The organism is Microbacterium sp. gxy059, from assembly GCF_050958665.1.
In the GTDB taxonomy this organism is placed as follows: domain Bacteria; phylum Actinomycetota; class Actinomycetes; order Actinomycetales; family Microbacteriaceae; genus Microbacterium.
The window spans coordinates 1-16129 of sequence record NZ_JAMXWT010000002.1 but is presented as its reverse complement, the minus strand read 5'-3'; the positions used below and the strand labels follow the sequence as shown (position 1 = coordinate 16129).

The following is a 16129-nucleotide window of genomic DNA, read 5'->3' as shown; positions in this document are numbered from 1 at the left end:
CCCTGAGAGACTGGCGACATGACGACGACGCTCGACGAGTGGGAGGCGGCGGTCGCCGACATCTGGGATCGGTTCGACTCCCTCGAGCGCGAGGAGGGCGTCGCCGCGATGCGCGGTCTCGCCGAGACCTGCCCGGCCGTCGACGGCCGCGCGGCATTCGAGCTCGCGGGCATGTACGACTCGATGGGCTTCGAGGCGGAGGCCTGCGAGGAGTACGAGCGCGCTCTCGAACTCGGTCTCGATGAGGCCCGGCACGCGCAGCTCGCCGTCCAGTACGGATCCACGCTGCGCAACCTCGGGCGCCTCGACGAGGCGATCGCCGTGCTCGAAGCCGCGCCCGTGCACGAGTCCACGGGCTCCGCGCCCCGCGTCGTGCTGGCACTGGCTCTGCACAGCGCCGGACGCACGAACGAGGCGCTTCGCGTCGCCATCGAGGCGCAGATCGATTCGCTGCCGCGCTACCGCCGTTCGATGCGCGCCTACGCGGTAGCGCTCACCCCGGAGGCGTGACGGCCCGAGGACGGACGCCTACCCGACCGGATACACCCCGACGAACCCGAGGTCGGTGCGCGTTGCGATGCGGTCGTCGCCGATCCAGGCGACGGAGAAGCGCCTGTTCACCTGGTCGATCCGGAACTCCCGGAGGTACCGGCGTCGAGGATCCGCAGCCACGAGCGCTGATCGACGATCGCGAGTCGCCGGCCGTCCGGATCCCGGGCGATGTCGGCGTCGCCGAGATCGCCGATCCGCCGCGGCTCGCCCGTCGATGCGTCGACGCACCGCACGGTCCAGCGGCCGTACATGTCCTTCGCGGGTAGCCAGAGCCCTTCGGCGGTGCACGCGAGAGGCATCTCGGCCTGACCGAGTCATCATCGATGATGACCTACAGTCATCGTGAGAACCCCGCCGAAGCAGCGTGGACTCGCGACTCGGAGGCCCCATGCCTGCACCCGCTGAAGGACTCGGCGCAGACGGCCGCACGACCACGCGATTCCGCCGGACCGCATGGATCCTGCTCATCGTTCTGGTCGGCGTCCTCGCCATGGCCTACGTCGTACGGCTGGGGTGGCTCACGATGATGGCCACGGAGGGCGACGTTCCCCCGTCCTCGGCCGTCGAGCTCCCCGCCGGCGCGACGGTCCCGGGCGAGAGCAGCGACTGCGCCAGCGGCGGCGGCTGGACGACCCTCACGGTGGATCCGCCACCCGGCCAGACCCCCGAAGACCTCGCCGAGGAGCTCGGGGCCACGCCGCAGCTCAGGATCCCCGGCGACTTCTTCGATCCGCGCACGGTCTCGGTCTCGGCGAACACCTCGGGAGTAGCCCTCGTTCTCACTCTCGACTACTGGTCGCAGGAGTGGGTGCCGTAGGCGGCAGGCCGTCCGGTCCCGCACGGGGCGGATCCCGGCAAGGCAGGTCCGCCTCGTGGCGCTTGCGGCGGCGGGCTACTCCGGGCCGCACGCCACGCGGCCGGATCAGGAGGAGGACACGGGATCGACCTCGGCGAGGCCGAGACGGTGAACCGGAACGCCCCGCGTCGCGGCACGGACGAACCCCAGAGAGTCACCTCGGCATGCGTCGACGCCGCGGAGGAGCACGCCTGACGGGGTGGCGCGGGGATCAGCCCGTCGCCTCCCACACCGCACGCCATCTGGCCGCGAGCGAGTCGATCGTCTCGTGCGCGTTGAGGCCGCTCGGCTGGGGCACGACCCACAGGTCTATGCCTTCGGGCCATCCGTCGATGAGCGAGGCGTCCTGAACGCCGAGCGACGCCCGAGGCTGCCCGAACGCCGTGCGGAACGCGGTGATGCCCGCGACCGCGACCGCCCGCGGGCGCAGCTCTGCGACGCGGTGGACGAGTCGCGATCCTCCCGCGCGAAGCTCCTCTCGCGACAGCTCGTCGGCGCGAGCCGTCGCCCGTCCGACGAGGTTCGTGATCCCGATCCCCCGCGCCAGCAGCTGGTGCTCGTCGTCTTCGGACAGCCCCGCGGCCGCGTCCACCACGTGGTCCGTCAGCCCCGCGCGATGCAGCGAGGGCCAGAAGCGGTTGCCCGGCCGCGCGAAGGGCGCGTTGACCGCCGCGGTCCAGAGGCCGGGGTTGATGCCCACGATGAGCAGTCGCAGCCGGGCGCCGTCGGCGGGAAGGACGTCGTCGATCGCGTCGGGATCGTCCGTGGCGAAGCCCACGAGATCGTCCTTCGTCGGCCGTGCGCCGCCCATCGGCGAGGGGCGACGCGTTCTTGACGTGCCTGGTGACTCCGCGGCGAGCGCGTCCTCGAGGATCCGCACCGCCTTCGGTCCGACGCCGTGCAGCCGAAGCAGGTTCTGCGGGCCGGTCGCCCTCACCTCGGCGAGCGTCGTGATGCCTTCGAGAAGCAGGGCGCTGTTCGCGGGACGACCGAGGGCCGGGAGGTCCCCGATCTGGCGAGGAACGTCGCGCGTGGACATGGATCCAGAGTATGCGTCGCCGTCCGTCGCGAGCTCGCGGAGAGGGGGCTCCGGCGCCGCGGTCAGCCGGCGTTCTCGTCCTCGCGCCACCCGCCGCAGATGTCGACCCATCCGGCCGCGCCGGACACATCCTCGAGCCGGGACACTTCCATCCGCACGGCCGACGCCTCCGTGCCGCCGGCCGGGTAGACGACGTCGAAGCGACGCAGCGACTCGTCCAGCCACACCGTCGCGGCCGGCGCGTTCGCGAAGGGGCACACGCCGCCCATCGGGTGGCCGGTGAGCTCGACGAGGCGGTCGGCGGGCACCATCGTCGCCTTCCCGCCGAAGCGGCGCTTGAACGGGCCGCTCTTGACCTTCGCGTCGCCCGCGACGACGATCAGCACGACGCGACCGCGCTCCGCGGGATCGAGGAATGCGAGGGTCTTGGCGATGTGCGCGGGCTCGGTGCCGAGGCGGGCGGCGGCGAGCTCGACCGTCGCGCTGGAGTCATCGAACTCGACGAGCGCGTCGGCCAGATCGAAGCGGGTCAGGTGGGCGCGAACCTCGGCGACACTCATTCCCCCATCCTCGCGGATGTCCCTGCACCCGGGCCGCATCCCTCGCGCGAGGCTATGCGCACCTGGACGGATCCGCGGAGCACCCTGCGGGTCGCTTCGGCAGGCCCCACCTCGGATCGACGGTGCCCGGGACGTGCGAGCGGAACGGTGGTCATGCGATGGTCGTCACAATGTGGATCGGCACGGCAATAGGAAAAGGCGGACGCCGACCTGGTCGACGTCCGCCTTTCGCGGCCTTCAGCCTTCGCGGATGGTCATCTTGGCGAGCTTGCCACCATCGATCTCGAAGACGAACTTCGAACGGCCATTGGCATGGTTGGAACGCCAGTCACCGATGACGGTGACGTTGTTGCCTGTAGTTCCAACCTCTTCGACGGTCAAGGTGCCGCGGGACCCGATGAACTCCCGGTCGCTCCAGGCCTTGATCTGCTCCCGGCCGGTGAACGTGCGCCCCCAATCGTCAACCGCCCCGGCCGGGGTGAAGGCGTCGAGGAAGGCCTCCTCGTCATGGGCGTTCACGCGCTCAAGGAATGACGCGACCGGCTCAGGAATCTGTTGCGTAGTCATGATGAGATTCTCCGTGGTCTCGATGTCGTTTCGGAAGGCCCGGCTCAGCGGGTGGTGTAACCGCCGTTGGCGAGGATGGTCTGGCCGGTGATCCACCAGCCCTCGGTGGCGAGAAAACGGACGATCGGGGCGATGTCCTCGATCTTGGTGAGCTGGTTACCCATCCCCTGGGACTTGTGGAACTCGACTCGCTCCGGAGTCTCCTGTCCGTAGAAGAACGGCGTGTCCATCGGTCCCGGCGCGATGGACGTGACAGAGATCCCGCGGCCTGCGAACTCCTTGGCCGCGGCGCGGGTGAAGTGCTCAACGGGAGACTTGCCGCCCGCGTAGGTCGAGTAACCGTCGGTGAACGCTGCCAGCAGCGAGGTGACAATCGTGATGATCTTTCCGCCGTCGGCGAGGTGCTTGCCTGCTTCCTGGATGAAGAAGTACGCGGCCTTCGCGTTGATGTCGAACATCGAGTCGTACTCGGCCTCGGTGGTCTCGACGATCGGCTTTCGCAGCACCTTGCCCGCGGTGTTCACCGCCACGTCGATCGTCCCGATCGCCGCCTCCGCGTCCGCGAACAGGCGGGTGACGTTAGCCGGCACGGTCAGGTCAGCCTGGAAGATCGCACCCTTGACGCCGGACGCTTCGACGGCCGCAAGCGTCTGCTCCGCATCGGCACGACTGGCGTCGGAATTGAAGTGGATCGCGACGTTCGCACCGGCTTCGGCAGCCTGGCGGGCGATGAGTCCACCGAGGTTCTTCGCCCCGCCTGCGATCAGCACGTTCTTGCCGGAGAGTGTGTGGTCAGTCATCTCATTCCTTCGTATCGCTGATATGTAACGGTATGTCATTGCTACACAAGGTACTATATCAGCATGACAGGTGCAGCGGGAAGCGATACACGGGAGCGGCTGATCGCCGCAGCGGCAGACTTGATCGCCGCCGCCCCAGGGGAGGACTTCTCCCTGCGGGCCGTGTGCGACGCCGTCGGCGTGAAGATGCCGACCCTGTACCACTTCTTCGGATCGAAGCAGGGCCTCATCGATGCTGTCATCGAGCACGGCTTCGACCTGTACCTCGGGCAGAAGGCAACGATGGAGTCCTCCGGTGACCCCGTCCAGGACATCCGAGCTGGCTGGGACGCACACGTCTCGTTCGGCCTGTCCAACCCCGGCTTCTACTCGCTCATGTACGGGAACGTACGCCCCGGCTACTCCCCCGCTGCGCAGTCTCGGCCCAGCGAGATCCTGCGCGGCCTCGCAGCCCGCGCTGCCGCCCAGGGCCGGCTCGTCGTACCCCCGGATCAGGCGGCCGCGCATGTGCTCGTAACCAACATCGGTGTCACACTGCGCCAGATCATCCTCGCCCAGCCTGATCCAACGCTCTCAGCCGCGGTCCGCGAGGGCACGATCGCGGCGATCACCGGTACTGACGCGCGACCCGCGAACTCCCTAGCAACCGCGATCGAGGTCGCTGCATCCCAGCCCGAGGTTCTCGGGCAAACTCAGACGCAGTTGCTGATCGAGTGGCTCACAAAGCTCGCCACACAGAAGCCCTGAGACCCGGTACACGACAATCCTCGGACCATGAATTGGCGGGTCCACGCAAAGAGCTCCCGTCAGGGCAGGTGGATACCAGTCGAATCCGCACGAAACGCTAAAGCGAGAAACGAAACTCGACCACGTTCCGACACGTGGGGCCATCTGCAGTCAGCGACTACCAAGCCCGTCCGCGCAGGTCGATGTCGCCCCCAGGCCACAGCTCGAGCGGGGCGATTGGCAGGATGAGGATCGGCGGGCCAGGGTCGTCCACAACAGGTTCACCATCACGCCCGATTGACTTCTCGCGGGCAAGGATCCTCTTCCAACCGCATGACTCGTAGAACGGGACGACCTGCTCTCGACAGCCGAGGTAACCGAACCCGAGGTGGCCGCGAGCGCGCATCGACTGCTCTGCACACCTCATCAGCTCCTCCCCGAGCCGCATCCCTCTCGCGTCACCGGAGATCAAGACACCGCCGACTCCTGCGATCGCGAGAGTCTCCGTACCGACAGCGATCTCGCGGCGCGCCCAACCCACATGACCGACGACGCGACCTTCGATCCGGGCCATGATATGGACATCATGTGACGCGTAGCCATACGGCTGTTGTGGATCCCACTCTCCGAATTCCTTGAGATACTCGCTGTCGAAGAGCTGTCGAAGCCCACTTCGATCGGCCTCAGTGAGCTCCTGGTGCGCGAGGACCTCGATCGAACAATGCCTCACGCGTCCACCTTCCATGGGTCCACCAGTTCGACGCCGGTGTGCTGGAAGTCCTTAATATTGCGCGTAGCGCAGGTGGCCCCGTGCGCCAGGCAGATCGCGGCAATCTGGGCGTCGGCCGTGCTGACCGGCGCACCTGCTGCTTCACGAGACACGAGCACCCCCGCGTATCGCTCCGCCGCGCCATCATCGAAGGCGAGCACCGACCGGCTCCCCCGATACGGCGCTACCGCTTCATCGATCCTCTGCGCCAGCTCGTCTTTGCGTTGACCGTTCGGGAGCCTGCGCACACCGGCAAGCAACTCCGCGAGAGTGATGGAAGTGATCGCGACGTCGCCCGTCAAGGACACAAGCCACTCGACGACACGAGGCTCCGGAGAGGGCCGAAAGATCTCCGAGATGACGTTCGTGTCGAGGACGATCATTCGAAGTCCGCGACCCTTGCGACATCATCGCGCGTCGGAATCGGCAACTCGTCGACCCCCTCGACATCCCGTGCCGCAGACAGAAGAGCCATGCCGATGTGCGGCCGTCGAGCGGCCTTCGTGAGGATGTCGCGGACCTCGGCCTCCATGGACCGCCCGTGCTCCTTCGCCTGCGATGCGAGCTGCTGCTTCACATGGTCATCGAGACCGCGCACGATGATGGATGACATCCGGGCCACCTCCTTCTGCTATCAACCATGATAGCGCAGATGGCTGAATGCGGACACCCCAGAACAAGCCAACCAAGCCCCTCCGATCACGAAGATCGACGGGGCCCGCGGAGCAGGATCGGCTCACATCACACGTTGAACCTGAACTCCACCACGTCCCCGTCCTGCATGACGTAGTCCTTGCCCTCCATGCGCACGCGGCCGGCGGCCTTGGCGTCGTTCATGGATCCGTACTCGTCGAGGTCGGAGAACGAGACGATCTCGGCCTTGATGAAGCCGCGCTCGAAGTCGGTGTGGATGACGCCGGCCGCCTGCGGGGCGGTGGCGCCGCGGCGGATCGTCCAGGCGCGCGCCTCCTTCGGGCCCGCCGTGAGGTAGGTCTGCAGGCCGAGGGTTTCGAAGCCGACGCGCGCGAGCTGGTCGAGGCCCGACTCCTGCTGGCCGAGGGCCTGCAGCAGCTCGAGCGCCTCGTCGGGCTCGAGGCCCACGAGCTCCGACTCGACCTTCGCGTCGAGGAAGACCGCCTTGGCCGGGGCGACGAGCGCGGCGAGCTCCGCCATGCGGGACTCGTCGGTGAGCACGCCCTCGTCAACGTTGAAGACGAACAGCGTGGGCTTGGCCGTGAGCAGGCCGAGCTCCCGCACGGGGGTCGTGTCGAAGCCGGCCTGGAAGAGCGTCTTCCCCTCCTCGAGGATCGCGAGGGCTTCCTTCGCCGCGTCGAGAACCGCGGGGTCGGTCTTCTTGCCCTTGACCTCCTTCTCGAGGCGCGGCACGGCCTTCTCGAGGGTCTGGAGGTCGGCGAGGATCAGCTCGGTGTTGATCGTCTCCATGTCGCTGGCGGGATCGACCCTGCCGTCGACGTGCACCACGTCCCCGTCATCGAAGCCGCGCACGACCTGGGCGATCGCGTCGGCCTCGCGGATGTTCGCGAGGAACTGGTTGCCGAGGCCCTCTCCCTCGCTCGCGCCGCGCACGATGCCCGCGATGTCGACGAACGACACGGGCGCGGGCAGGATCTTCTGGGATCCGAAGATCTCGGCCAGGCGGTCGAGGCGCGGATCCGGGAGCTCCACCACCCCGACGTTCGGCTCGATCGTCGCGAACGGATAGTTCGCCGCGAGCACGGTGTTCTTGGTCAGAGCGTTGAAGAGCGTGGACTTGCCGACGTTGGGCAGGCCGACGATGCCGATAGTGAGAGCCACGGGAGGTCAGTCTACGCGGCCCCGTCCGGGGCTCAGCCGGGAAGGAGCGTCAGCGAGGCGAGCACGCCCGCCGACACGGCGACGAATCCGAGGATCGGCCACCAGATGCTCGGCTCGGCGCCGACGGGACGGCGCACGCGGAACAGCACGTCGGGGCGACGCGCAGGATCCTGCGCGTCGGCGACGACCGCTCGGGCGCCGTCGGACGGAGACTTCTCGGTCTGCGAGGACATGCCTCGATTGTCTCACCGATCCTCCGCCGGACGCGGAGGAGACGTCCAGTGTTCAGATGCTCAGAGCCACTTCGACTCGAGATGGTCGCTGGACACGCGGCGCAGCGTGCCCGAGTGCCCGCGCAGCACGACGCTCTCCGTGTAGAGGTACCCCTCCTTGCGTCGCACGCCCGCGACGAGCGCGCCGTCGGTGACGCCCGTCGCCACGAAGATCGTGTTGCTGCCGCGCACCATGTCATCGGCCTCGAGCACGTCGTCCATCGGCAGGCCCGCGTCGACGCCGCGCTGGCGCTCGTCGTCGCTCTGCGGCCACATGCGGCCCTGGATGTGCCCGCCCAGCGCCTTGATCGCGCAGGCGGTGACGATGCCCTCCGGGCTGCCGCCCACGCCGACGCACATGTCGGTGCGCGCGTCGTGACGCGCGGCGTTGATGCCGCCCGCGACGTCGCCGTCGCTCATGAGCCGCGTGCCCGCTCCCGTCTCGCGGATCTCCTCGATGAGCTGCGCGTGACGCGGCCGGTTCAGCACCGACACCACCATCTCCTCGACGGGCTTGCCGAGCTCCTTCGCCAGCAGCCGGATGTTCTCGCCGATGGGGTTGCGGATGTCGACGACCCCCACGCCCGCGGGGCCGGTCACGAGCTTCTCCATGTAGAACACGCTCGACGCGTCGAGCATCGTGCCACGGTCGGACATCGCGATGACCGAGAGCGCGTTGTTGCGCCCCTCGGCGGTCAGCGTCGTGCCGTCGATCGGATCCACCGCGATGTCGTACGAGCGGCCCCGTCCGGTGCCCACCGACTCGCCGTTGAAGAGCATCGGCGCGTTGTCCTTCTCGCCCTCGCCGATGACGATGCGTCCGTCGAACTCGACCGTCGCGAGGAACTGGCGCATGGCGTCGACCGCCGCGCCGTCCGCGAGCTCCTTCTGGCCGCGCCCGATGAACGGCGACGAGCGGATCGCGGCGGCCTCCGTGGCCCGCACGAGCTCGAGCGCGATGTTGCGGTCGGGCTGCAGCGGGATGAGGTCGGCGGGCTCGTGGATCTCGTGTTCGGCGCTCATGAGGCCGAGCGTAGTGCGAAGGGCGCCCCGACACGGGGCGCGCCGAGGCTCGATCCGAGGAAGGAATCGCGATTCTTTCGCATTCTCGAGGGCGTGCGACGCGGAAGGCGACGCCTGTGCGCACGGACGCGAGAACACGCGTGCCCTAGGCTGTGAGGGCATCCCACCAGCCGATTCGAAGGAGTCGCTCATGCCCGTCGCAACATCCGACCAGTACGCGGAGATGTTCGCCCGCGCGAAGGACGGCGGATACGCCTACCCCGCGATCAACGTCTCGAGCTCGCAGACGATCAACTCCGTGCTCCAGGGCCTCACCGAGGCGGGATCCGACGGCATCCTGCAGGTCACCACGGGAGGCGCCGACTACTTCGCCGGCCACACCGTGAAGGCCCGAGCCGCCGGCGCCATCGCGATGGCCCAGTACGTGCGCCAGGTCGCGAAGAACTACCCCGTCACGGTCGCGATCCACACCGATCACTGCCCCAAGGACGCCCTCGACGGCTTCCTCCTCCCCGTGCTCGCCGAGAGCGAGGCCCAGGTGAAGGCCGGCGGCGAGCCGATCTTCAACTCGCACATGTGGGACGGATCCGCGGTGCCGCTCGACGAGAACATCGAGATCGCGAAGGAGCTCCTCCCCCGCACGCACAACATCGGCGCGATCCTCGAGATCGAGGTCGGCGTCGTGGGCGGCGAGGAGGACGGCGTCGCGCACGAGGGGTCGAACGACGCCCTCTACACGACCGTCGGCGACGTGACGAAGGCCGTCGAGGCCCTCGGCCTCGGCGAGAAGGGCCGCTACATCTCGGCCCTCACGTTCGGCAACGTGCACGGCGTCTACAAGCCGGGCGGCGTCAAGCTGCGTCCCGAGCTCCTCGGCGAGATCCAGGCGGGCATCGCCGAGCGCTTCGGCACGGGCGCGAAGCCCCTCGACCTCGTCTTCCACGGCGGGTCGGGCTCGAGCGACGAGGAGATCGCCCTCGCGGTCGCGAACGGCGTCATCAAGATGAACATCGACACCGACACCCAGTACGCGTTCACCCGCTCGATCGCGGGCTACATGTACGAGAACTACGCCGAGGTGCTGAAGCTCGACGGCGAGGTCGGCAACAAGAAGAAGTACGACCCGCGCGCGTGGGGCAAGGTCGCCGAGACGGCGATGGCGGCCCGCGTCGTCGAGTCGACGAGGCAGCTCGGATCGTTCGGCCACTCGATCAGCGCCTGACAGGCCGCGCACGCGAGAGAGCGGCCCCGGGAACCAGCGAGGTTCCCGGGGCCGCTCTCTGTCTGAGATCAGGGGGCGACGGCGCCCTGCATCTGCATGATCGCGTCGACGAGGGCCGGATCCTGCAGGAACGACACGACGAGCACGAGGCTCGACAGGAACGTGAACACGACGCCGCCGAGCAGCGCGATCCACCACATGGAGCGCCGCTTCGCACCGCGACGCCACGCGAGCCAGGTCGTCAGCATCCACCCGACCACGAGGATCCCGACGGCCACCGCGCCCGCCGTGCGATGCGACGCGTAGTCGGACGGAACCACGTCGATGCCGATCACGCCGAAGAACGCGGCAGGGTCGGTGAGGATCGGGATCGCGGTGATCGTGTTGACGATGCCGTAGGCGAGCATCGCGATCGTGACGATGCGGTCGACGACGACGCCCGTCGGCGTCGGCCCGCTCGCGGCGCCGCGGGGAGTCGCGCCGGGAGGGGCGTCCTGCGGGACGAGCGCGGGATCCGCCGGCTCGGCCGGCGCCTCGGCGGGCAGCCCCATCCGCTGGCGCTGCTCCTCCGGCGTCGCGAGCTCGCCGAAGCGCGGGCGCTGCGGGATCTGATCTGTCATGCCGTGCGGCTCCGTCCTCCACGCGGCTGATCTCCGCGCAGCTCCTTGGGCAGGGAGAAGATGAGGTCCTCCTCCGCGGTGCGCACCTCCTCGACGTCGGCGTAGCCGGCGTGCGCGAGCTCGCGCAGCAGCTCCTGCACGAGCACGTCGGGCACGCTCGCCCCGCTCGTGATGCCGATCGTCTCGACCCCGTCGAGCCAGTCCTGCCGCACCTCGTCGGGGTAGTCGATGCGGTGGGCGGCGCGGGCGCCGTGCTGCAGGGCGACCTCGACGAGCCGCACGCTGTTGGAGGAGTTCGCGGATCCGACCACGATCACGAGGTCGGCGCCGGCCGCGACCTTCTTGATCGCGACCTGGCGGTTCTGCGTGGCGTAGCAGATGTCGTCGGAGGGCGGATCGTGCAGCTCGGGGAATCGCGCGCGCAGGCGACTCACCGTCTCCATCGTCTCGTCGACCGAGAGGGTCGTCTGCGACAGCCAGACGAGCTTCGACGGATCATCGACCTCGACCGTGTCTGCCTCGTCGGGGGAGTTCACGATGGTCACGCTGTCCGGAGCCTCGCCCGCGGTGCCCTCGACCTCTTCGTGCCCGGCGTGGCCGACGAGGAGGATCTGGAAGTCGTCGCGCGCGAAGCGGACCGCCTCGCGGTGCACCTTCGTCACGAGCGGGCACGTCGCGTCGACGGCCTGCAGGCCGCGATCGGCAGCCGCGTCGACGACGGCCGGCGAGACGCCGTGCGCGCTGAACACGACGTGCGCCCCCTGCGGCACCTCGTCCACCTCGTCCACGAAGATCGCCCCGCGCTGCTCGAGCTCGCGCACGACGTGGATGTTGTGCACGATCTGCTTGCGCACGTAGACGGGCGCGCCGTAGCGCTCGAGCGCCTTCTCGACCGTGATGACGGCCCGATCGACCCCCGCGCAGTAGCCGCGCGGGGCGGCCAGCAGGATCCTCTTGCGCCCGGTCGTCGGGACGGCGACGAGGCGCTCGCGCCGCGCGGGAACGCGCGGAAGCGGGAGGGAGACGGCGGCCGTGCTCATGCGATCCAGCCTACGCGGGGCCCGTCGTCGGGGGCGCCCAATACGCTGAGTGCGTGACCTCCTTCGCTCCCGTCCCCGGTTCCGGACCGGACGGATCCCCCGGGATCCCCGAGTCCGAGCAGGTCGCCCCGCGCGACTCCGGCCCCGACCAGCCCACCTCCGTCGGCCGGCTCAACCAGTCGATCAAGGCCTCGATCGACCGGTGGGGCGCGGTGTGGGTCGAGGGCGAGATCACCCAGTGGAACCGGCGCGGCCAGAACGTCTTCGGCGGCCTGAAGGATCTGCGCTCGGACGCGCAGATCTCGCTCCAGGTGTGGTCGAACGTGCTGCGGCGCCTCCCCGACCCGTTCGAGGTCGGCGACCACGTCGTGGCCTGCCTGAAGGCCGACTACTTCGTGAAGCGCGGCTCGTTCTCGTTCCAGGTGACCTCGATGAAGCACGTGGGGCTCGGCGAGCAGCTCGAGCGCCTCGAGCGCCTGAGGCGGCAGCTGCAGGCGGAGGGGCTGTTCGACCCGTCGCGCAGGAAGCCCCTCCCCTTCCTCCCGAACCGCATCGGGCTCATCACCGGCGCGCAGTCGGACGCCGAGAAGGACGTGCTGCGCAACGCCCAGCTGCGCTGGCCGCAGGTCGCCTTCCGCACGGTGCACGCGACCGTCCAGGGCGAGCGCAGCGTGCCGGAGATCCTCGCGGCGCTCGCCCAGCTCGACGCCGACCCGGAGGTCGACGTCATCGTCATCGCCCGCGGCGGCGGCGATCCGCAGACCCTGCTCGGCTTCAGCGACGAGCGGCTCGTGCGCGCGGTCGCCGCGGCGTCGACGCCGATCGTGAGCGCGATCGGCCACGAGAACGACCGGCCGCTGCTCGACGACGTCGCCGACCTGCGCGCCTCGACCCCGACCGACGCCGCCAAGCGGGTCGTGCCGGACGTCGCGGAGCAGCGCACCCTCGTGGGCCAGCTGCGCTCCCGGCTGACGATGCGCCTGCAGCAGCAGGTGCAGCACGGGATCCAGCAGGTGGAGCAGCTGCGCACGCGCCCCGCGCTGCGCGACCCCGACCGGCTCGTGCGCGACCGGCAGCAGGAGGTGGTCCTCCTCGTCTCCCGCGGACGCGACCTGTCGACGCGCCTCGTCGACCGCGCGGAGCGCCACGCCGCCGAGCTGCGCGCGTCGTTGCGCGCCCTCTCCCCCGCGTCGACGCTCGCACGCGGCTACGCGATCGTGCAGGGCGAGGACGCCTCGATCGTCCGCGACCCGGCGGCGGCCCCGGCCGGCGCGCGCCTGTCGCTGACGGTCGAGCACGGCGCGATCGCCGCCGTCTCGGAGGGACGGGCGGACCCGTAGAATGGGCCCGATGGCCGATCAGACTCCCCCCGATGTCTCCGCGCTCTCGTTCGAGCAGGCTCGCGACGAGCTGATGCGCGTCGTCGCCGAGCTCGAGCAGGGCGCCCCCACGCTCGAGCACTCCCTCGCCCTGTGGGAGCGCGGCGAGGCGCTCGCGGCTCGCTGCGAGGAATGGCTGCTCGGCGCCAAGCGGCGTCTGGACGCGGCGCGGGAGGAAGCGGACGCGCAGACCGAGGCCGACGCCTGATGGCCCGCGAGCCGCGCATCGCCGCGCATCTCGGCCGTCCGGAGACGCCAGAGGAGGAAGCCGCCCGCAAGGCCGAGAACTCCCGCCGATACCGTCAGAGCCAGTCCTTCCGCAACCTCATCGTGGCGCTCGCGGTGAGCCTGGCGGTCGTCGCCGTGATCTACTTCGGCGTCCCCCGCGGAGAGATGCCCGATCGCCCCGAGGTCGACGTCCCCGGGCTCGCCGAGCGCGCCTCGGAGCAGCTCGACCGGCCGATCGTCGTGCCGGAAGGCCTCGACGACTGGGGCGTCAACGTCGCCGAGCTCTCAGGCGGCGCGCCCTCGGTCTGGACGATCGCCTACAACGAGATCCCCGGATCCTCCCGCTCCTTCCTCCGCGTCGAGCAGGCGATGGACGCCGACGAGGTGTGGGCGTCGCAGGTGCTGAGCGGCGCCCGGCCGTCCGGCTCCCTCGACGTCGACGGCGTCGAATGGACGGTCTACGAACTCGGCGACGGCGCGGGCAGCGGCAACGTCACCTACGCGCTGGGCACGCAGGCCGGCCCCGACCATCTCCTCGTCTACGGGCACGCGGACGCCGACGACGCAGAAGCCGTCGCGCGTGCGCTGTCCGGGCAGATCCCCGTTCTCGAAGAGAAGGAGCAGTGATGGCGGATGTCATGGCCCCGCGCGACGCGTGGCAGACGATGGTCGAGGGCAACAGGCGGTTCGTCGCCGAGACCCCCCAGCACCCCCACCAGGACGTCGCGCGACGACACGAGCTCGCCTCCGCGCAGCGCCCGCTCGCCACGCTGTTCGGCTGCAGCGACTCGCGTCTCGCGGCTGAGATCATCTTCGACCTCGGCCTGGGCGACCTGTTCGTCGTCCGCAACGCCGGCCAGGTGACCGGCGAGTCGATCATGGGGTCGCTCGAGTACGCCGTCGACATCCTGAACGTCCCGCTCATCGTCGTGCTCGGACACGACGAGTGCGGCGCCGTCGGAGCGGCGCTCCAGAGCGTCGAGCCCGACGCCCCCCTCCTCCCGCCGTCGATCTGGCGTCAGATCTCGCCGATCGTGCACACGGTCCGACGTCTCATGAACGAGCGCCGCGAGGCCGGAGAGGCGGCGGACGACGTCACGGCGTGGCAGGTCGGCAGGGCCCACCTGCGCGACACGGTCGATGCGATCCTGCGCTCGTCCGAGGTGATCAGCGAGGCGGTCGCCGAGGGCCGGCTCGGGATCGTGGGGGCCAACTACCGTCTGGCGGAGGGCACCGTGGTGCCCGAGGTCGTGCTGGGCATCGCGGAGGAGACCGCGGACCGATGAACGAAGGAGCGAGTCAGGTGACCGACACCGAGTACCGGATCGAACACGACACGATGGGCGAGGTGCGCGTCCCTGTCGACGCGCTGTACCGCGCGCAGACGCAGCGAGCCGTCCAGAACTTCCCGATCTCGGGCAAGGGCCTGGAGTCGCGTCACATCGCGGCGCTCGCGCGCATCAAGAAGGCCGCGGCGCTCGCCAACAAGGAGCTCGGCACGCTCGACGCGGGCGTCGCCGACGCCATCGCGTGGGCGGCCGACCAGGTCGTGACGGGGAAGCACGACGACCAGTTCCCGGTCGACACCTACCAGACCGGATCCGGCACGAGCTCGAACATGAACATGAACGAGGTCCTCTCCTCGCTCGCGACCGAGAAGCTCGGCTCGGAGGTGCACCCCAACGACCACGTCAACGCGTCGCAGTCGTCGAACGACGTCTTCCCGACGTCCGTGCACGTCGCGGTCACCGAGGCGCTCCTCACCGACCTCGTGCCGGCGCTCGAGCACCTCGCCGAGGCGTTCGAGGCCAAGGCCGAGGAGTGGAAGAGCGTCGTCAAGGCGGGTCGCACCCACCTCATGGACGCGACCCCCGTCACGCTCGGCCAGGAGTTCGGCGGCTACGCGCGGCAGATGCGGCTCGGCATCGAGCGCGTCCGCGCCGCCCTCCCCCGCGTCGCGGAGGTCCCGCAGGGCGGCACCGCCGTGGGCACGGGCATCAACACCCCGCAGGGCTTCCCGCAGAAGGTGATCGCGAACCTCGTCGCCGAGACGGGTCTGCCCCTCACCGAGGCGCAGGACCACTTCGAGGCGCAGGCGAACCGCGACGCGCTCGTGGAGGCGTCCGGCGCGCTGCGCACGATCGCCGTGTCGCTCACCAAGATCAACAACGACATCCGCTGGATGGGATCCGGGCCCAACACCGGCCTGGGCGAGCTCCACCTCCCCGATCTGCAGCCGGGCTCGTCGATCATGCCGGGCAAGGTCAACCCCGTCATCCCCGAGGCCGTGCTCATGGTCTGCGCGCGGGTCGTCGGCAACGACGCGACCATCGCCTGGGCGGGCGCCTCCGGCGCCTTCGAGCTGAACGTCGCGATCCCCGTGATGGGCACGGCGCTGCTCGAGTCGATCCGCCTGCTGGCGAACGCGGGCCGCGTGCTCGCCGACAAGACCGTCGACGGCCTCGAGGTCAACCACGAGCGCGTCACCGCCCTCGCCGGCATGAGCCCCTCGATCGTCACGCCGCTCAACAAGCTCATCGGCTACGAGGCGGCGGCGAAGATCGCGAAGCACTCGGTCGCGCAGGGCATCACGGTGCGCGAGGCGGTCATCGACCTCGGCTACGTCGAGCGCGGTGAGCTCACCGAGGAGCAGCTCGACGA

22 protein-coding genes are annotated in these 16129 nt (G+C 69.6%); 9 read left to right on the top strand and 13 right to left on the bottom strand.

The genetic code is table 11. From position 1 onward, the window contains the following. Positions 1-18: 18 nt before the first annotated feature. Positions 19-510 carry a tetratricopeptide repeat protein gene (locus tag NHL53_RS01570; protein WP_433774475.1) on the top strand — a complete coding sequence of 164 codons (492 nt, stop codon included), beginning with the start codon at positions 19-21 and terminating at the stop codon, positions 508-510. Positions 511-617: 107 nt separating this feature from the next. On the opposite strand, the gene NHL53_RS01565 is transcribed toward NHL53_RS01570, so the two are convergent. Continuing rightward, entirely contained in the window at positions 618-851 is a 234-nt protein-coding gene (locus NHL53_RS01565) for a hypothetical protein (RefSeq protein ID WP_433774473.1), read from the bottom strand. Between the two features lie 89 nt (positions 852-940). Between NHL53_RS01565 and NHL53_RS01560 the strand changes: the two genes are divergently transcribed. Next, a complete protein-coding gene (locus NHL53_RS01560) occupies positions 941-1369 on the top strand; it encodes a hypothetical protein (RefSeq protein ID WP_433774471.1) in 429 nt (142 codons plus the stop codon). 250 nt (positions 1370-1619) lie between these two features. On the opposite strand, the gene NHL53_RS01555 is transcribed toward NHL53_RS01560, so the two are convergent. The 4 genes from NHL53_RS01555 to NHL53_RS01540 form a co-directional block, all read right to left on the bottom strand. Next, positions 1620-2219, bottom strand: coding sequence for a mismatch-specific DNA-glycosylase (locus tag NHL53_RS01555; RefSeq protein ID WP_433774969.1), 600 nt, complete (start codon positions 2217-2219; stop codon positions 1620-1622). Positions 2220-2509: 290 nt separating this feature from the next. Further along, entirely contained in the window at positions 2510-3007 is a 498-nt protein-coding gene (locus NHL53_RS01550; RefSeq protein WP_433774469.1) for a YbaK/EbsC family protein, read from the bottom strand. Between the two features lie 237 nt (positions 3008-3244). Then, positions 3245-3574 (bottom strand): nuclear transport factor 2 family protein, encoded by a 330-nt coding sequence (locus NHL53_RS01545; protein WP_433774467.1) that lies wholly within the window; start codon positions 3572-3574, stop codon positions 3245-3247. 44 nt (positions 3575-3618) lie between these two features. After that, on the bottom strand, positions 3619-4374 hold the full coding sequence (locus NHL53_RS01540; RefSeq protein WP_433774465.1) for an SDR family oxidoreductase: 756 nt from the start codon (positions 4372-4374) through the stop codon (positions 3619-3621). A gap of 63 nt (positions 4375-4437) precedes the next feature. Between NHL53_RS01540 and NHL53_RS01535 the strand changes: the two genes are divergently transcribed. Beyond that, on the top strand, positions 4438-5121 hold the full coding sequence (locus NHL53_RS01535; RefSeq protein ID WP_433774463.1) for a TetR/AcrR family transcriptional regulator: 684 nt from the start codon (positions 4438-4440) through the stop codon (positions 5119-5121). A 157-nt stretch (positions 5122-5278) separates the two neighbouring features. Here NHL53_RS01535 and NHL53_RS01530 read toward each other — a convergent pair whose 3' ends face one another. From NHL53_RS01530 to glpX, 6 genes are all read right to left on the bottom strand, one after another. Then, the gene (locus NHL53_RS01530; protein WP_433774461.1) at positions 5279-5830 is read right to left on the bottom strand and encodes a GNAT family N-acetyltransferase; all 552 of its coding nucleotides are present in this window, start codon (positions 5828-5830) and stop codon (positions 5279-5281) included. Then, positions 5827-6252 carry a type II toxin-antitoxin system VapC family toxin gene (locus NHL53_RS01525; protein WP_433774459.1) on the bottom strand — a complete coding sequence of 142 codons (426 nt, stop codon included), beginning with the start codon at positions 6250-6252 and terminating at the stop codon, positions 5827-5829. Before NHL53_RS01525 ends, NHL53_RS01530 begins: the two co-directional genes overlap by 4 nt. Further along, the gene (locus tag NHL53_RS01520) at positions 6249-6482 is read right to left on the bottom strand and encodes a FitA-like ribbon-helix-helix domain-containing protein (RefSeq protein ID WP_433774457.1); all 234 of its coding nucleotides are present in this window, start codon (positions 6480-6482) and stop codon (positions 6249-6251) included. Before NHL53_RS01520 ends, NHL53_RS01525 begins: the two co-directional genes overlap by 4 nt. A gap of 128 nt (positions 6483-6610) precedes the next feature. Continuing rightward, positions 6611-7684 (bottom strand): redox-regulated ATPase YchF, encoded by a 1074-nt coding sequence (gene ychF / locus NHL53_RS01515; protein WP_433774455.1) that lies wholly within the window; start codon positions 7682-7684, stop codon positions 6611-6613. A 32-nt stretch (positions 7685-7716) separates the two neighbouring features. Next, the gene (locus NHL53_RS01510) at positions 7717-7917 is read right to left on the bottom strand and encodes a UDP-N-acetylmuramyl pentapeptide phosphotransferase (RefSeq protein ID WP_433774453.1); all 201 of its coding nucleotides are present in this window, start codon (positions 7915-7917) and stop codon (positions 7717-7719) included. Positions 7918-7977: 60 nt separating this feature from the next. Then, a complete protein-coding gene (gene glpX, locus NHL53_RS01505; RefSeq protein ID WP_433774451.1) occupies positions 7978-8979 on the bottom strand; it encodes a class II fructose-bisphosphatase in 1002 nt (333 codons plus the stop codon). A gap of 190 nt (positions 8980-9169) precedes the next feature. Here glpX and fbaA point away from each other — a divergent pair, with 190 nt between their 5' ends. Beyond that, a complete protein-coding gene (gene fbaA / locus NHL53_RS01500; protein ID WP_433774449.1) occupies positions 9170-10201 on the top strand; it encodes a class II fructose-bisphosphate aldolase in 1032 nt (343 codons plus the stop codon). A 68-nt stretch (positions 10202-10269) separates the two neighbouring features. On the opposite strand, the gene NHL53_RS01495 is transcribed toward fbaA, so the two are convergent. Both NHL53_RS01495 and NHL53_RS01490 read right to left on the bottom strand, forming a co-directional pair. Beyond that, complete coding sequence (locus tag NHL53_RS01495; RefSeq protein WP_433774447.1) at positions 10270-10821, bottom strand: DUF6264 family protein; 552 nt, start codon at positions 10819-10821, stop codon at positions 10270-10272. Beyond that, positions 10818-11861: a 4-hydroxy-3-methylbut-2-enyl diphosphate reductase gene (locus tag NHL53_RS01490; RefSeq protein WP_433774445.1), complete on the bottom strand. Its 1044-nt coding sequence runs from the start codon at positions 11859-11861 to the stop codon at positions 10818-10820. Before NHL53_RS01490 ends, NHL53_RS01495 begins: the two co-directional genes overlap by 4 nt. Before the next feature lie 53 nt (positions 11862-11914). Between NHL53_RS01490 and xseA the strand changes: the two genes are divergently transcribed. From xseA to NHL53_RS01465, 5 genes are all read left to right on the top strand, one after another. Further along, positions 11915-13201, top strand: a complete 1287-nt coding sequence (gene xseA / locus NHL53_RS01485; protein WP_433774443.1) for an exodeoxyribonuclease VII large subunit — start codon at positions 11915-11917, stop codon at positions 13199-13201. A gap of 10 nt (positions 13202-13211) precedes the next feature. Continuing rightward, positions 13212-13448, top strand: a complete 237-nt coding sequence (locus tag NHL53_RS01480) for an exodeoxyribonuclease VII small subunit (protein WP_433774441.1) — start codon at positions 13212-13214, stop codon at positions 13446-13448. Beyond that, on the top strand, positions 13448-14095 hold the full coding sequence (locus NHL53_RS01475; protein ID WP_433774440.1) for a DUF4245 family protein: 648 nt from the start codon (positions 13448-13450) through the stop codon (positions 14093-14095). Before NHL53_RS01480 ends, NHL53_RS01475 begins: the two co-directional genes overlap by 1 nt. Continuing rightward, positions 14095-14754 (top strand): carbonic anhydrase, encoded by a 660-nt coding sequence (locus NHL53_RS01470; protein ID WP_433774438.1) that lies wholly within the window; start codon positions 14095-14097, stop codon positions 14752-14754. The genes NHL53_RS01475 and NHL53_RS01470 overlap by 1 nt, the downstream gene beginning before the upstream one ends. Then, positions 14751-16129 (top strand): class II fumarate hydratase (locus tag NHL53_RS01465; RefSeq protein WP_433774436.1); only part of this gene is annotated, 1379 nt, incomplete at its 3' end. The genes NHL53_RS01470 and NHL53_RS01465, both read left to right, overlap by 4 nt.

What these genes read in the sequence shown, in the direction of transcription:
- NHL53_RS01570 (WP_433774475.1), top strand. Translation starts at nt 19, where the DNA reads ATGACGACGACGCTCGACGAGTGGGAGGCGGCGGTCGCCGACATCTGG.
- NHL53_RS01565 (WP_433774473.1), bottom strand. Translation starts at nt 851, where the DNA reads ATGCCTCTCGCGTGCACCGCCGAAGGGCTCTGGCTACCCGCGAAGGAC.
- NHL53_RS01560 (WP_433774471.1), top strand. Translation starts at nt 941, where the DNA reads ATGCCTGCACCCGCTGAAGGACTCGGCGCAGACGGCCGCACGACCACG.
- NHL53_RS01555 (WP_433774969.1), bottom strand. Translation starts at nt 2,219, where the DNA reads ATGGGCGGCGCACGGCCGACGAAGGACGATCTCGTGGGCTTCGCCACG.
- NHL53_RS01550 (WP_433774469.1), bottom strand. Translation starts at nt 3,007, where the DNA reads ATGAGTGTCGCCGAGGTTCGCGCCCACCTGACCCGCTTCGATCTGGCC.
- NHL53_RS01545 (WP_433774467.1), bottom strand. Translation starts at nt 3,574, where the DNA reads ATGACTACGCAACAGATTCCTGAGCCGGTCGCGTCATTCCTTGAGCGC.
- NHL53_RS01540 (WP_433774465.1), bottom strand. Translation starts at nt 4,374, where the DNA reads ATGACTGACCACACACTCTCCGGCAAGAACGTGCTGATCGCAGGCGGG.
- NHL53_RS01535 (WP_433774463.1), top strand. Translation starts at nt 4,438, where the DNA reads ATGACAGGTGCAGCGGGAAGCGATACACGGGAGCGGCTGATCGCCGCA.
- NHL53_RS01525 (WP_433774459.1), bottom strand. Translation starts at nt 6,252, where the DNA reads ATGATCGTCCTCGACACGAACGTCATCTCGGAGATCTTTCGGCCCTCT.
- NHL53_RS01520 (WP_433774457.1), bottom strand. Translation starts at nt 6,482, where the DNA reads ATGTCATCCATCATCGTGCGCGGTCTCGATGACCATGTGAAGCAGCAG.
- NHL53_RS01510 (WP_433774453.1), bottom strand. Translation starts at nt 7,917, where the DNA reads ATGTCCTCGCAGACCGAGAAGTCTCCGTCCGACGGCGCCCGAGCGGTC.
- glpX (WP_433774451.1), bottom strand. Translation starts at nt 8,979, where the DNA reads ATGAGCGCCGAACACGAGATCCACGAGCCCGCCGACCTCATCCCGCTG.
- fbaA (WP_433774449.1), top strand. Translation starts at nt 9,170, where the DNA reads ATGCCCGTCGCAACATCCGACCAGTACGCGGAGATGTTCGCCCGCGCG.
- NHL53_RS01495 (WP_433774447.1), bottom strand. Translation starts at nt 10,821, where the DNA reads ATGACAGATCAGATCCCGCAGCGCCCGCGCTTCGGCGAGCTCGCGACG.
- NHL53_RS01490 (WP_433774445.1), bottom strand. Translation starts at nt 11,861, where the DNA reads ATGAGCACGGCCGCCGTCTCCCTCCCGCTTCCGCGCGTTCCCGCGCGG.
- NHL53_RS01480 (WP_433774441.1), top strand. Translation starts at nt 13,212, where the DNA reads ATGGCCGATCAGACTCCCCCCGATGTCTCCGCGCTCTCGTTCGAGCAG.
- NHL53_RS01475 (WP_433774440.1), top strand. Translation starts at nt 13,448, where the DNA reads ATGGCCCGCGAGCCGCGCATCGCCGCGCATCTCGGCCGTCCGGAGACG.
- NHL53_RS01470 (WP_433774438.1), top strand. Translation starts at nt 14,095, where the DNA reads ATGGCGGATGTCATGGCCCCGCGCGACGCGTGGCAGACGATGGTCGAG.